This window comes from Cellulomonas sp. (assembly GCF_036279715.1).
Lineage (GTDB): Bacteria > Actinomycetota > Actinomycetes > Actinomycetales > Cellulomonadaceae > Cellulomonas_A.
The window spans coordinates 17680-31280 of the sequence record NZ_DASUIR010000138.1 but is presented as its reverse complement, the minus strand read 5'-3'; the positions used below and the strand labels follow the sequence as shown (position 1 = coordinate 31280).

The window sequence follows — 13601 nt, the reverse complement described above, 5'->3', positions numbered from 1 at the left end:
GTAGTCGGTCTTCTTCGACACGCTCCCGGCCGACTTGCCGCCGTGCGCAAGGATCGCCTCCTTCGCCTCGTCGCGGCTGAAGCCCTCGAGGCTGCCCGTCACGACGACCGTGAGGCCGTCGAGCGTGCGCGGGGTCGACTCATCGCGCACGTCGGCCATCCGCACGCCGGCAGCGGCCCACTTCCGCACGATCTCCGCATGCCACCGCTCGTCCTCGTCCGGCTGGTCGAACCACGCGCGCACCGCCGCGGCGATCGTCGGCCCGACTCCCTCGACCGCGGCCAGCTCGACCTCGCTCGCTGCGGCGATGGCGTCCAGGGTGCCGAACTCGGTCGCCAGCGCGCGGGCGGCCGTCGGGCCCACGTGGCGGATCGAGAGCGCGACCAGGACGCGCCACAGCGGGGTGTCCTTGGCCTTCTCGAGGTTCGCCAGCAGGCTCTCCCCCACCGCGTTGAGGTCCCCTGCCTCGCGGAGGCGTCCCTTGACCTTCGACCTCGTCGACAGGACGAACTGCGGGACGCGCCGCAGCGCGTCGGCGTCGAGCGCGAAGAGGTCTCCCTCGTCGCGGAGGACACCCGCGTCGAGCAGGCTCGCGGCGGCCTCCCACCCGAGCGCCTCGATGTCGAACGCACCGCGTGACGCGACGTGGAAGACGCGCTCGCGCAGCTGCGACGGGCACGATCGCGTGTTGGGGCAGCGGATGTCGACGTCACCCTCCTTGGCGGGCGCGAGCGGGGTGCCGCACGACGGGCAGTGCGTCGGCATGACGAACTCCCGTTCCGTGCCGTCGCGCAGCTCGACGACCGGGCCGACGATCTCCGGGATCACGTCACCCGCCTTGCGCAGCACGACCGTGTCACCGATGAGGACGCCCTTGCGACGGACCTCGCTCGCGTTGTGCAGCGTGGCCATCTCGACGGTCGACCCCGACACCAGGACCGGTTCCATGACGCCGTACGGCGTCACCCGGCCCGTCCGGCCGACGTTGACCCGGATGTCGAGGAGGCGGGTGTTGACCTCCTCCGGCGGGTACTTGTACGCGATCGCCCAGCGTGGAGCCCGGCTCGTCGACCCCAGCCGGCGCTGCAGCGCGATCTCGTCGACCTTGACGACGATCCCGTCGATCTCGTGCTCGACGTCGTGGCGGTGCACGCCGTAGTGGTCGATCATCTGCTGGACCTCGGCGAGGTCGGCGGCGATGCGGGTGTGCGTCGAGACCGGGACACCCCACCCCGCGAGCAGGTCGTAGACCTGGGACTGCCGTTCGATCCCGTCGCCGCGGTGGCCATCACCCCACTGCAGCGCGCCGACGCCGTGCGCGTACATGCGCAGCGGACGCGACGCGGTCACGCGGGGGTCCTTCTGTCGGAGCGACCCCGCCGCGGCGTTGCGCGGGTTGGCGAACGGCGCCTTGCCCGCCTCGACCTGCGCGGCGTTGAGCTCGGTGAACGCCACGACAGGAAGGAACACCTCACCCCGGACCTCGATGAGGTTGGGGTGCGTCGCCGGGTCGCCGGCGAGCACGTCGGGGATCGTTCCGATGGTGCGGACGTTGAGCGTGACGTCCTCCCCCGTGCGGCCGTCGCCGCGGGTCGCGGCGCGCACGAGTCGACCCTTCTCGTACAGCAGGGCGATCGCCAGACCGTCGATCTTCAGCTCGCACAGGTAGTGCAGACCGCCGTCGGGCAGCGTCTCGACGTCGCGGTGGAGACGCTCGGCCCACGCCGCGACGTCCTCGGCCGAGAAGGCGTTGTCGAGCGAGAGCATGCGTTCGACGTGGTCGACCGCGCGGAACTCGGTCGAGAACGTGCCGCCGACGAGCTGGGTCGGCGAGTCAGGCGTGCGGAGCTCGTGGTGCGCGGCCTCGAGCGCCTGCAGCCGTCGCATCGTCTCGTCGTACTCGGCATCGCTCGCGGTCGGGGCGTCACGCACGTAGTACGCGAACTGCAGGTCCCTGACGCGTTCGGCCAGCCGGGCCCACAGGTGCCGCGCCGCGGTCTCGTCAAGGTCGGCGTCCGAGCGGTCGGGATCGGCGGAGGTGTTGGCGGGGCTCACCCCGACATCATGGCGTGTCCCCCCGACACCTGCGCGCGGGCGTCACCCGAGCCGTCCACGCGGTTCTTCGGCGGCGCAGCACCCTCCCCGGCGTCCCTATAGTCTCTCCATGACAATCGAGACGGAGTTCGGGGCAAATGCAGACGATCCAGTCAGTTTCACCACGTGGGCGTTCCTCCGCGAGCTGAAGTTCGGCCAAGGCGTCGACCTCGAGACCTCCTCCGTCAACGACCAGTACTTCGCACTCGCCCGCACCGTGCGGCAGCTACTCACGGGGCGCTGGCTCGAGACCCGCGCTCGCCAGCGCGAAGCCCAGGCGAAGTCGGTCGTCTACCTCTCGCTGGAGTACCTGCTGGGCCGTCAGCTCGAGAACAACCTGCTGGCCACCGGGCTCGAGGAGGTCGCCGAGCAGGCTCTGCGCGGTCTGGGCATCGACCTCGCCACGCTCCGAGAGGCCGAGGTCGAGCCCGGTCTCGGCAACGGCGGCCTCGGGCGGCTCGCCGCCTGCTTCATTGACTCCCTCGCCACGCTCGGCGTGCCCTCCACGGCTTACGGCATCCGCTACAAGTTCGGCATCTTCCGCCAGACCTTCGTCGACGGCCGCCAGGTGGAGCAGCCCGACTCCTGGCTCGAGATGGGCTCGCCGTGGGAGTTCCCGCACCCCGAGTCCGCCGTCACGGTGGACTTCGGCGGGTCGGTCGAGGACCATCTGGACGACGACGGCGTGACGCGCCGCCGCTGGGTTCCCGGCCACAGCGTCCTGGCGATCCCGTACAACTACATGGTCCCGGGCTACAAGAACGGCAACGTCAACACGCTGCGCCTCTGGAGCGCTCGGGCGACCCGCGCGTTCGACCTGCAGATCTTCAACTCGGGCGACTACGCCCGCGCGGTCCTCGAGCAGACGACCGCGGAGACGATCTCGAAGGTGCTCTACCCCGAGGACTCGACGCCGCAGGGCAAGGAGCTGCGGCTCCAGCAGCAGTACTTCTTCGTTGCCGCCTCGCTGCGCAACTTCCTCGACGAGGTCCTCCCGGAGGGCTTCGACCTGCACGGTCTGCCTGATCGGGTCACGTTCCAGCTCAACGACACCCACCCGGTGATCGCGATCCCCGAGCTCATGCGCGTCCTCGTCGACGAGCGGCGCTTCGACTGGGACGACGCCTGGGCGATCGCGCAGCGCTGCTTCGCCTACACGTGCCACACCCTGCTGCCCGAGGCGCTCGAGGTGTGGCCCGTCGACCTGCTCGGCCGACTCCTCCCGCGCCACCTCGAGATCATCTACCGCATCAACGACGAGCTCCTCGCACGCGTTCGTGCCGCGTACCCCCACGACGAGCTGCGCGCACGGCGCATGTCCATCGTCCAGGAGCACCCCGACCGCGCGGTCCGGATGGCGTTCCTCGCCACGGTCGGCAGCCTCAAGGTGAACGGCGTCGCTGCCTTGCACAGCCAGCTCCTCCGCGACAAGGTGCTCGCCGACTTCTCCGAGCTCATGCCGGAGAAGTTCACGAACGTCACCAACGGCGTCACGCCGCGTCGGTTCGTCCGGATGTCGAACCCCGGCCTGTCGGGCCTCCTGACCGAGGCGGTCGGCGACGGCTGGGTCACCGACCTCGACAAGCTCAAGGGCCTCGAGCCCCTCGCCGACGACGCCGAGTTCCGCCGCCGCTTCCGCGAGGTCAAGACCGCGAACAAGGAGCGGCTCGTCGATCTGCTCCAGGTGCGCGACGGCATCGAGATCTCGACGGACGCGATGCTCGATGTCATGGTCAAGCGCCTGCACGAGTACAAGCGCCAGATGCTCAAGGTGCTGCACATCGTCACGCTCTACGACCAGGTGAAGTCCGGCGAGGTCGCGATCGCCGACGTCACCCCACGCGTCTTCGTGTTCGGCGCCAAGGCGGCACCCGGCTACCGGATGGCCAAGGAGATCATCGCGCTCATCAACGCGGTCGGACGGACGATCAACTCCGACCCCGCGCTCGAGGGGCGCCTCAAGGTCGCATTCCCGGCCAACTACAACGTCACGCTCGCCGAGACGCTGATCCCCGCAGCCGACCTGTCCGAGCAGATCTCGCTCGCCGGCAAGGAGGCCTCCGGGACCGGGAACATGAAGTTCGCGCTCAACGGGGCACTGACCGTCGGCACGCTCGACGGCGCGAACGTCGAGATCCGCGAGCTGGTCGGCGACGACAACTTCTTCCTGTTCGGGCTCACGGAGCCCGAGGTCGCCGACCTCGTGTCGTCCGGCTACCGCCCGTCGTCGTACTACGAGCAGAACACCTCGCTGCGGCGGGCGCTCGACCTCATCGCGTCAGGGACGTTCTCGGGGGGCAACGCGCGGGAGTTCGAGCCGATCGTCGCGAACCTCCTGGGCGAGGACCGGTTCCTCGTGCTGGCCGACTACCAGGCGTACCTCGACGCGCAGGCGCGGGTCGACACGGCGTATGCCGACCCGGAGGCGTGGACGCGATCAGCCGTCCTGAACGTCGCACGCAGCGGCTTCTTCTCCTCGGACCGCAGCATCCGGGACTACCTGGACCGCATCTGGCACGCCAGCCCGGTCGCTGTGCGCGACTGACCTGTCCGGCGGCCTAGCGTCGCCGACCGAGCACCCCGACGACCACGACGGCCGCTCCGCCGAGCACAGCCGCGGTGAGGCCGGCCGCGACGACGGCCGGCGGCGAGCTCGCCACGACGACCTCGCGCGGGGAGCCGTCGACGGTCCAGGTGCACAAGGACTGCGGCGGGAAGGCCGTGTAGCGGACGGCTGCGTCGTGGGTCCCGGCCTCGTACGCGACGAGGCACGGCTCGGTCTGCACGCGCCCGGCGTCGAGCGCGGTCACACCGATCGAGAGCCAGGCGGCGACGAGCGTGACGATGCCCGCGAGCGCGATGCCGGACGCGACGAGGAGCACGAGCGCGCGCCTGGGTGAACCTTCGACGGGACGTGCCATGGGCTGGTCAGCCTTCCGCTCGTTCGGCGACGACGAGCGCCGCGCGTACCACCCCGGCGAGCTCCGCGCGGGCCTCGTCGGGGGTCGCCCCTGCGGACGGTGCCCGCGCGAGCAGCACGACGCCCGCGAGGTCCGCGAGCGTGAGCCCGACGCGACGCCAGGGTGCCACGACCAGGTCGGCCTGCGCCGGGATGTCCGGTGCGGAGCGACCGGACGTCGTCGGCGGGGGCAGCTCGAACCACAGCCCCGTCCCGCGCTCACGCGCCTCGGCGAGTCGCTCCCACGCGTGGTCGTCGAACCGCGTCACGTCGAGGGCGAGCGCGTCGGCACCCGAGCTGACGACGGGCTCGATCGCGAGCTGCGCCGCACCGCCGTGAACCACGACGCGCACCGCCCCCGCGTCCCGCGCCCCGCGCACGACGGTGGCGAGCCGTTCGGCCGCGACCTGCGCCGGGACCGAGCGCAGCGCCGAGTACCCCGAGAAGCTGGGGAGCGCACCGGCGACCACCTGGGCGAGCAACGGCTCGTCGAGCAGCAGCGTGACCTCGGCGCCGGGTACGGCGCGCAGCACTGTCGCGAGGTGCTGGGCGATGCCGGCGCCGAGCGACTCGGAGAGCTCGGCCACAGCGCCGCGGTCGGCCACGACCCGGTCTCCGCGCGCGAGGTACAGCGACGCGGCCAGGGTCAGCGGGCCCGTGACGGGGACGAGCAGGGGGCCGACGTAGCCGTGCGCGGCGACCGCGAGCGCGTCGAGGTCCTCGCGCCGCAGCGACTGCGCCCTCGCCAGGTCGCGGCCCGGTCGGTCCGCGAGCTTCCAGCCGTGCACGCCGAGCTCGACGGGCAGGTCGAGGAGCAGCGCCGTGGTCGAGCCTGTCGCGTCCGCCGCCGGACCGCGCGCAGCCAGACGCACGGCGAACGGGATGCCGGTGATCCCGTCGGGCGTCTCGGCGAGATCTCCCATCACGACGTTCTGCGCCTCGAGGACGTCGGTGCCCGGCCAGGGGCCGGAACCCGAGACCGCGATCACGCGCGCACTGCGGGGGTCGTCGCGTCGACGGTGGCCTGTGCCAGGACCTGCGAGCCGTCATAGAGGACGAGCGACTGGCCTGCCGCGACGCCCTGCAGCCGGTGCGCAGCGCCTGCCGTGACGTCGACCTCGATGCCGCCGTCGGGCAGTGCCCGGGCCCGAACCGCGACGGCCTCACCGTGCGCGCGCACCTGCGCCCCGCACTCGAACCAGTCGCCGTCCGCGTACCTGTCCGTGAACCACACGCCGGACCCGGCGCGGATGGCTCCGACGTCGAGATCGTCGACCGAGCCGACCACGACCGTGCTGGTCACGGGCTCGATCGACAGGACGTACCGGGGCTTGCCGTCGGGTGCCGGCCGGCCGATCGCGAGTCCCTTGCGCTGACCGATCGTGTAGGCGTAGGTGCCGTCGTGCGCGCCCAGGACCTCGCCCGCAGAGTCGACGATCGGACCGGGCTGGGACCCGAGGCGGTCCCGGAGGAAGCGGCGGGTGTCGCCGTCGGCCACGAAGCAGATGTCGTACGAGTCCGGCTTGGCCGACACCGACAGCCCGCGCGCCGCCGCCTCGGCGCGGACCTCGTCCTTGGACGTCGCCTCGCCGAGCGGGAACATCGCACGGGCCAGCCGCTCGCGGCCCATGACGGCCAGCACGTACGACTGGTCCTTCGCCGCGTCGCGCGCCCTGTGCAGCTCGGCCGGGGCGTCGTCGCGGGTCGTGATGCGCGCGTAGTGACCCGTGCACACCGCGTCGAAGCCGAGCGCGAGCGCCTTGTCGAGCAGCGCCTCGAACTTGATGTGCTCGTTGCAGCGCACGCACGGGTTGGGGGTGCGACCGGCGGCGTACTCGGCGAGGAAGTCGGCGACGACCGTCTCCTCGAAGCGCTCCGACAGGTCCCACACGTAGTACGGGATCCCCAGCACGTCCGCGGCGCGACGCGCGTCGCCCGCGTCCTCGATCGAGCAGCACCCGCGCGAGCCGTTCCGGAACTGGTCGCGGTTCCGCGAGAGCGCCATGTGGACGCCCACCACGTCATGGCCCGCGTCGACGGCGCGGGCGGCCGCGACCGCGGAGTCGACCCCCCCGGACATGGCCGCGAGCACGCGCATCAGGCGTTCCCGCCCGACGGGTGGGCGGCCCCGGCGAGTCCCGCCGCGCGCGCCCGGTCCACCACTCCGGGAAGCGCGGCAGCGAGCGCGTCGACGTCCGCCACGGTCGAGGTGCGACCGAGCGAGAACCGCAGCGCACCGCGCGCGTCCACCTCGTCCAGCCCCATCGCGAGCAGGACATGGCTCGGCTGCGGCACGCCGGCCTGGCACGCCGAGCCGGTCGAGCACTCGATCCCCGCCGAGTCGAGCAGGTACAGCAGCGAGTCGCCCTCGCACCCCGGGAAGGTGAAGTGCGCGTTGGCGGGCAGCCGTCGGGACAGGTCCGCCGGCCCGCGCAGCACAGCCTCGGGAGCCACGTGACGCACCGCGGCGACGAGCTGGTCACGCAGCGCTCCGACCCTCACGGCGTACGTCGGCTGGGCGGCGACCGCTGCCTCGAGCGCGACCGCCATGGACGCGATGAGGGGCACGGCGAGGGTCCCGGAGCGGACCCCCCGCTCCTGGCCGCCGCCGTGCAGGACCGGGGTGAGCTCGAGGCCGCGGCGCGCCACGAGCGCACCGATGCCGCCCGGCCCCCCGACCTTGTGGCCGCTCACGGTCAGCGCGTCGAGGCCCGACGCTGCGAAGTCGACCGGCAGCTGCCCGACGGCCTGGACCGCGTCGGCGTGCACCGGGACCCCGAAGCGGCGCGCCAGCGCGACGACGTCGTCGAGCGGCTGCAGCGCGCCGACCTCGTTGTTCGCCCACATGACGGAGATCAGCGCGGCCTGCTCGCCGTGGGCCTCGAGCTCTGCCGCGAGCGCGTCGGGTCGCAGGACGCCGTCCTGATCGACGGGCAGCAGCACGATCTCGGCGCCGGCGTGCGCAGCCATCCAGAACGCGGGATCGAGGACCGCGTGGTGCTCGACCGCCGACACGAGGATGCGCATCCGGGCGGGGTCCTGCCTCCGGCGCGCCCAGAACAGCCCCTTGACGGCGAGGTTGTCGGCCTCGGTGCCACCGCCGGTGAAGACGACCTCGCTCGGCCGGGCGCCGAGCGTCGCGGCGATCTGCTCGCGGGACTCCTCGACGACGCGCCGCGCCGCCCGCCCGGAAGTGTGCAGCGAGGAGGGGTTGCCGGTCCGGGCCAGCTGCTCCGCCAAGGCCCGTGCCGCCTCGGGGAGCATCGGCGTGGTCGCCGCATGGTCCAGATATGTGGTCACGCTGACGATTCTACGAAGGACGCTGGCACTATGGGTCCGTGAGTGCCGACGACGCCAGCGCCCTGCCGCTCGCCTTCAGTGGCCAGCGGCTCGGTTGGGCCGACCTCCCGCGCGCCGTCCGCACCCGGATCTCGTCGCTCGCCGGCGCCCGCGTGACCGCCGAGTCGAGCGCCAACTCGGGCTTCAGTCCCGGTTTCGCGGCGGTCCTGGAACTGACCGACGGCCGTGGCGTGTTCGTCAAGGCTGTCTCGCCCGAGCAGAATCCCGAGTCCCCCGACCTCGCCCGCGCCGAGATCCGCGTCGCGGCCGCGCTCCCCCCGCAGGTTCCCGCACCCCGGCTGTACTGGTGGCACGACGACGGCGAGTGGGTCATCCTCGGCTTCGAGGTCGCGCACGGTCGCCCGCCCGAGATGCCGTGGCGGCCCGACGAGCTGCGCCTGGTTCTCGACGCCCTCATCCCCTTGGCCGACGCCGAGCCGCTGCCCGGGCACGACCTGCCGCGGACCGACGTCAAGCTCGCCGCCGACTTCACCGGCTGGCGCCGGCTGCGGCAGCGGCCGGCCGACGAGATCGGCGCGCTCGTAGCGGCGTCCGGCGAGATCGGTGCCTGGGCGCAGGCGAACATCGACCGGCTCATCGTCTGGGAAGAGGACTCGCTGCGCGTCTGCGCCGGTGGCGCGCTCGTTCATGGCGACCTGCGCGCCGACAACGTGATGATCGACCCCGACCATCACCGCGTCACGCTCATCGACTGGCCGCACGCCAGCATCGGCGCCCCGTGGCTCGACCTGGCGTTCATGCTGCCGAGCGTCGCGATGCAGGCCGGCGGCGACCCGCAGAGGCACTTCTGGTCCCACCCGGTCTCGGACGGTGTGCCCCCGCAGGACCTCCGGGCCGCGCTCGCGGGGCTCGCGGGGTTCCTGACGGCGAGCTCGGTCCTGCCCGCTCCCGTCGGCATCCCCAACCTGCGCCGGTTCCAGCGCGCCCAGGCGTCCGCCGCGCTCAGCTGGCTGCGCGAGCTCGCCTGAACCCACGCCGGGCGGGCGGGCGGGTCAGCCCTTGAGCCGGCGCAGCTCCGCGGTCGCCTGAGGCAGGACGGCGAACAGGTCGCCGACGATGCCGAAGTCGGCGATCTCGAAGATCGGGGCCTCCGGGTCGTTGTTGATCGCCACGATGGTTCCGGCGGACTGCATCCCGCCACGGTGGTGCACCGCACCGGACACCCCGGCGCCGATGTACAGCTGGGGTGCGACGGTGACGCCGGTCTGACCGATCTGCGCGTCGTGACCGATCCACCCCTCGTCGGTCGCGACGCGCGTGGCGCCGACCGCTCCACCGAGCAGGTCCGCGAGCTCCTCGAGCGGTGCGAAGTCACCGTTCGTGCCACGACCGCCGACCACGACGACCTGAGCGGCACCGAGGTCGGGACGCGTCGATGCGGCGCGCTCGGTGTGCTCGGCGACCGTCACGCGCCGCGCGCCGCTGTCCACCGCGACGGTCTGCGAGACGACAGTCACCGTCGTGGGCTCGGCGGCGGGCTCGGCCTGCACCGAGCCGGCCTTGAGCGCGATGACCGCGAGCGGGGTTCGGACCGCGCAGCGCGTGTTCCACGTCCCCGCGAACACCGTCTTGGCGGCCACGAGGCGGTCACCTGCCACCTCGAGGGCCGACGCGTCCACGACGACACCGGCTCCGGTGGCGACGCCGACCCGCGCGGCAACCTCCTTGTTCTCGAACGACGACGTGAGCAGCAGCACCGAGGCGCCGGTGCGCTCCAGGAGAGCCGTGAGCCCCTGGGCGACCACCGGGGTCAGCCGCACGTCCGCGTCGCCGACGTCCAGGCGGTGCACGGTCTCGACCCCGTGGGTGCCGAGCAGCTCGAGCGCACGGGCGTCCGGTGCGGGCCCGTCCGCGCCGGCGACCCAGACGCCCTGCACGGTGCCGAGCGACCGGGCAGCGGTCAGCAGCTCGAGCGCGGGCAGGCGGAGCACACCGTCAGCGGCGTGGTCGAGCAGGACCAGCACGGGGCCGGTCGCGGGCGTCGTCATCGTCGTTCGTCCTTCGGTCACGGTCTGCGGGCTCAGACGAGCTTGTTCTCGACGAGGTACGCGGCGAGCCGGAGCCCGGCGTCGCCGTTGTCGGTCACGAGGATGCGGTTCTCCCGCACGGGGCGCCGCGCGGCGTCGACGACGTCGGTCCGCGCGCCCGCGTCGCCCACCGCGGCCGCCTCGACGCCGAGGTCAGCGAGCCCCAGGACCTCGACCGGCTTCTTGCGGGCGGCCATGATGCCCTTGAAGTTCGGGTAGCGCGGTTCGTTGGCCTGGTCGGTCACCGACACGAGCGCGGGCAGGGGGGCCTCGAGCACCTCGGTCGCGTGGTCCAGGTCGCGGCGGACGCGGGCGGTCCATCCGGAGTCGGACTCGACGACCGTGAGCTCGCTCGCGAGCGTCAGCTGAGGCAGGTCGAGCTCGGCCGCGAGCGCCGCGGGGACCAGCGACGTCAGCCCGTCGAGACCGGCCATGCCGGTGAGCACGAGGTCGACGGGCGCCTCGGCGCCGAGGCGGCGGACGGCGGCGGAAAGCACGGCGACCGTGCCGAAGACGTCGGAGCCGGCGATCGCGTCGTCGAGCACGTGCACGCCGGAGTCGGCACCGAGCTGCAGGGCCCGACGGACCGCGTCGACCGCGTCCGCGGGCCCGACGGTCAACGCAACGACCTCGCCGCCGTGCTGCTCGACGAGCAGGAGGGCGGCCTCGACCGCGTTCTCGTCGAGCTCGTTGATCGTGCCGTCACCGCCGTCGCGCACCACGCGCCCGTCGGGACCCAGCGCGCGCTCCGACTGGATGTCCGGGACATGCTTGACCAGCACGACGATTCTCACCCGCGGAACGTTACCGTCCCGGGGAGCGGCAGCTGCTGCGGTGTCGGCAGCTGGGACGTCCGCAGCCGTGCCGCGACGTGACCTCGGCCTCAGTCGTGCCGCGTCATGCCCGGTTCGGCGCTCAGGAAGGCCACACTAGGACTCGTGAGCCCTCGCCTCCGGACCCGCCCGACCCCGCCCCTCGGGGTCCACGTCACCCCCAAGGGCGTCAGCGTCGCGGTGCTCGCCTCGCATGCGGACGCCGTCGATCTCTGCCTGATCGACCCCGACCCACGATCGGCGACCGGCTGGAGCGAGCGCAGGATCCCGCTGGGCGGTCCGCGACTGGGCGTCTTCTGGGCGTGGGTCGACGGCGTCCGCCCGGGCCAGCGCTACGGCTTCCGCGCCCACGGCGCCTGGGACCCGGCGGGCGGGATGCGGTACAACCCCGCAAAGCTCCTGGTCGACCCCTACGCGCGCGGGCTGGCCGGCGAGGTCGCCTACACGCCCGAGACGTACGGCCACGTCGTCGACGACCAGCTGGTGGGCGACCCGTACGGACCGGCCGACAAGAGGGACTCGTTGCCGTTCACGGCGCATGCCGTCGTGGTCGACCCTCGCGCCGGCAACGGCGAGCAGCTGCACCCTGCCTGCAACCGACCCCACGTCGCGTGGGAGCACACGGTCATCTACGAGGCCCACGTGCGCGGCCTGACGCAGTGCCTCGACGCCGTGCCCGAGGAGCTCCGCGGAACCTACGCGGGCCTGGCGCACCCCGCGACGATCGACCACCTGAGCGCTCTCGGCGTGACGACCCTCGAGCTCCTGCCGATCCACGCGTTCGTGTCCGAGCCGCACCTGATCGCCAAGGGCCTGGTCAACTACTGGGGCTACAGCACGCTCGGCTTCTTCGCCCCGCACGCGCCGTATGCCACCGCCCGCGCGCGCGAGGCCGGACCCGCCGCTGTCCTCGACGAGATCCGCAGCGCCGTGCACGCGCTGCACGAGGCCGGGATCGAGGTCATCCTCGACGTCGTCTACAACCACACGTGCGAGGGCGGACTCCCGGGCCAGCACCTCAGCCTGCGCGGCCTCGACAGCTCGCTCTACTACTGGCACGACGGCGGCTACCCGGCGACGCTCGCCGACGTCACGGGGACCGGGAACACGCTCGACTTCCGGCGCCGCGAGGTCGTCAGGCTCGCCATGGACTCGCTGCGCTACTGGGCCGACGAGGTCGGCGTCGACGGCTTCCGGTTCGACCTCGCCGTGACGCTGGGTCGTGCGCACGACGGGTTCGACCCCAACCACGCCTTCCTCACGGCGCTCGCGACCGATCCGCACCTGCACGGTCTCAAGCTCGTCGCCGAGCCCTGGGACGTGGGTCCCGGCGGCTGGCAGACGGGCCAGTTCCCCCCACCCATGGCCGAGTGGAACGACCGGTTCCGCAATGCCGTGCGCTCGTTCTGGCTCGCCGAGCCGAGCCGCGCGGCGCACGGGCTGCCTGGCCACCGTGTCCGGGAGCTCGCGACGCGGCTCGCGGGTTCCGTCGACCTGTTCGGTCCGAGCGACCCCCAGCTGATCCGAACCCCCTCAGCGTCGGTCAACTACGTGACCGCGCACGACGGTTTCACCCTGGCCGACCTGGTCGCCTTCGAGCACAAGCACAACGCTGCCAATGGCGAGCAGAACAGGGACGGCGCGGACGACAACCGGTCCTGGAACCATGGCATCGAGGGCCCGCTCACGGTCGACACGCCGGGAGCGGACATCGTGCCGCTCCGCCGCCGCTCGATCCGCAACCTGTTCGCCACGCTCGTGCTGTCCGCGGGGACGCCCCTGATCACGGCGGGCGACGAGCTGGGCCGGACGCAGCGCGGCAACAACAACGCCTACTGCCAGGACAACGAGCTGTCGTGGGTCCGCTGGGACCTGTCCCCGTGGCGCTCCGACCTCCTCGACACTGCGCGCTACCTGCTGGGCCTGCGTCGCGAGCACGCTGCCCTGCGCACGAGCCAGTTCTTCACCGGCGCCGCGCACGCACCGGGCGCTCGGCCGGACCTGGCCTGGTACGGGGCGGACGGCGTCGCGTTCGACCACGCACGCTGGCACGACCCGGCGACGCGGACCTTGCAGATGGTGCGGTCCACGCCCACGGGACCGGGTCCCGACGACGCCTCGACGGTCCTGCTCGTCATCAACGGCTCGCTCGACCCGGTGGACGTGGCGCTCGGCGGCGACCGTCCGACCCGGTGGGAGCTGACGTGGGACTCCGCCTGGGAGCACCCAGACGAGCGCTACACGGAGGTCAACGGCTCGCCGGACCCCGTCACGGGTGACCGCGTCCTGGTCGAGCCGCTCACGCTGCGGGTCTACGTCGCGGTCTGA

The 13601-nt window shown here is 72.5% G+C and carries 10 protein-coding genes; 3 read left to right on the top strand and 7 right to left on the bottom strand.

Annotated features, from left to right (window positions below):
• Window positions 1-2055, bottom strand: a 2055-nt coding sequence (gene ligA / locus VFW79_RS13155) for an NAD-dependent DNA ligase LigA (RefSeq protein WP_414647972.1), incomplete at its 3' end; no start/stop codon positions are given.
• Window positions 2056-2164: 109 nt separating this feature from the next.
• Between ligA and VFW79_RS13150 the strand changes: the two genes are divergently transcribed.
• Window positions 2165-4639, top strand: a complete 2475-nt coding sequence (locus VFW79_RS13150; protein WP_329677742.1) for a glycogen/starch/alpha-glucan phosphorylase — start codon at window positions 2165-2167, stop codon at window positions 4637-4639.
• Window positions 4640-4652: 13 nt separating this feature from the next.
• Here the strand turns inward: VFW79_RS13150 and VFW79_RS13145 are convergent, their stop codons facing one another.
• The 4 genes from VFW79_RS13145 to VFW79_RS13130 are packed head-to-tail and all read right to left on the bottom strand — an operon-like array spanning window position 4653 to window position 8353.
• Window positions 4653-5015, bottom strand: coding sequence for a hypothetical protein (locus VFW79_RS13145; protein ID WP_329677741.1), 363 nt, complete (start codon window positions 5013-5015; stop codon window positions 4653-4655).
• Window positions 5016-5022: 7 nt separating this feature from the next.
• Window positions 5023-6042: a hypothetical protein gene (locus VFW79_RS13140; protein ID WP_329677740.1), complete on the bottom strand. Its 1020-nt coding sequence runs from the start codon at window positions 6040-6042 to the stop codon at window positions 5023-5025.
• A complete protein-coding gene (gene mnmA, locus VFW79_RS13135; protein WP_329677739.1) occupies window positions 6039-7151 on the bottom strand; it encodes a tRNA 2-thiouridine(34) synthase MnmA in 1113 nt (370 codons plus the stop codon). The genes VFW79_RS13140 and mnmA overlap by 4 nt, the downstream gene beginning before the upstream one ends.
• The gene (locus VFW79_RS13130; RefSeq protein WP_329677738.1) at window positions 7151-8353 is read right to left on the bottom strand and encodes a cysteine desulfurase family protein; all 1203 of its coding nucleotides are present in this window, start codon (window positions 8351-8353) and stop codon (window positions 7151-7153) included. Before VFW79_RS13130 ends, mnmA begins: the two co-directional genes overlap by 1 nt.
• Before the next feature lie 38 nt (window positions 8354-8391).
• Between VFW79_RS13130 and VFW79_RS13125 the strand changes: the two genes are divergently transcribed.
• Window positions 8392-9381 carry an aminoglycoside phosphotransferase family protein gene (locus VFW79_RS13125; protein WP_329677737.1) on the top strand — a complete coding sequence of 330 codons (990 nt, stop codon included), beginning with the start codon at window positions 8392-8394 and terminating at the stop codon, window positions 9379-9381.
• A 24-nt stretch (window positions 9382-9405) separates the two neighbouring features.
• Here VFW79_RS13125 and VFW79_RS13120 read toward each other — a convergent pair whose 3' ends face one another.
• Both VFW79_RS13120 and VFW79_RS13115 read right to left on the bottom strand, forming a co-directional pair.
• Entirely contained in the window at window positions 9406-10401 is a 996-nt protein-coding gene (locus tag VFW79_RS13120) for an electron transfer flavoprotein subunit alpha/FixB family protein (protein WP_329677736.1), read from the bottom strand.
• A gap of 32 nt (window positions 10402-10433) precedes the next feature.
• Window positions 10434-11234 (bottom strand): electron transfer flavoprotein subunit beta/FixA family protein, encoded by an 801-nt coding sequence (locus VFW79_RS13115; RefSeq protein ID WP_329677735.1) that lies wholly within the window; start codon window positions 11232-11234, stop codon window positions 10434-10436.
• A gap of 105 nt (window positions 11235-11339) precedes the next feature.
• Here VFW79_RS13115 and glgX point away from each other — a divergent pair, with 105 nt between their 5' ends.
• On the top strand, window positions 11340-13601 hold the full coding sequence (gene glgX / locus VFW79_RS13110) for a glycogen debranching protein GlgX (protein ID WP_414647971.1): 2262 nt from the start codon (window positions 11340-11342) through the stop codon (window positions 13599-13601).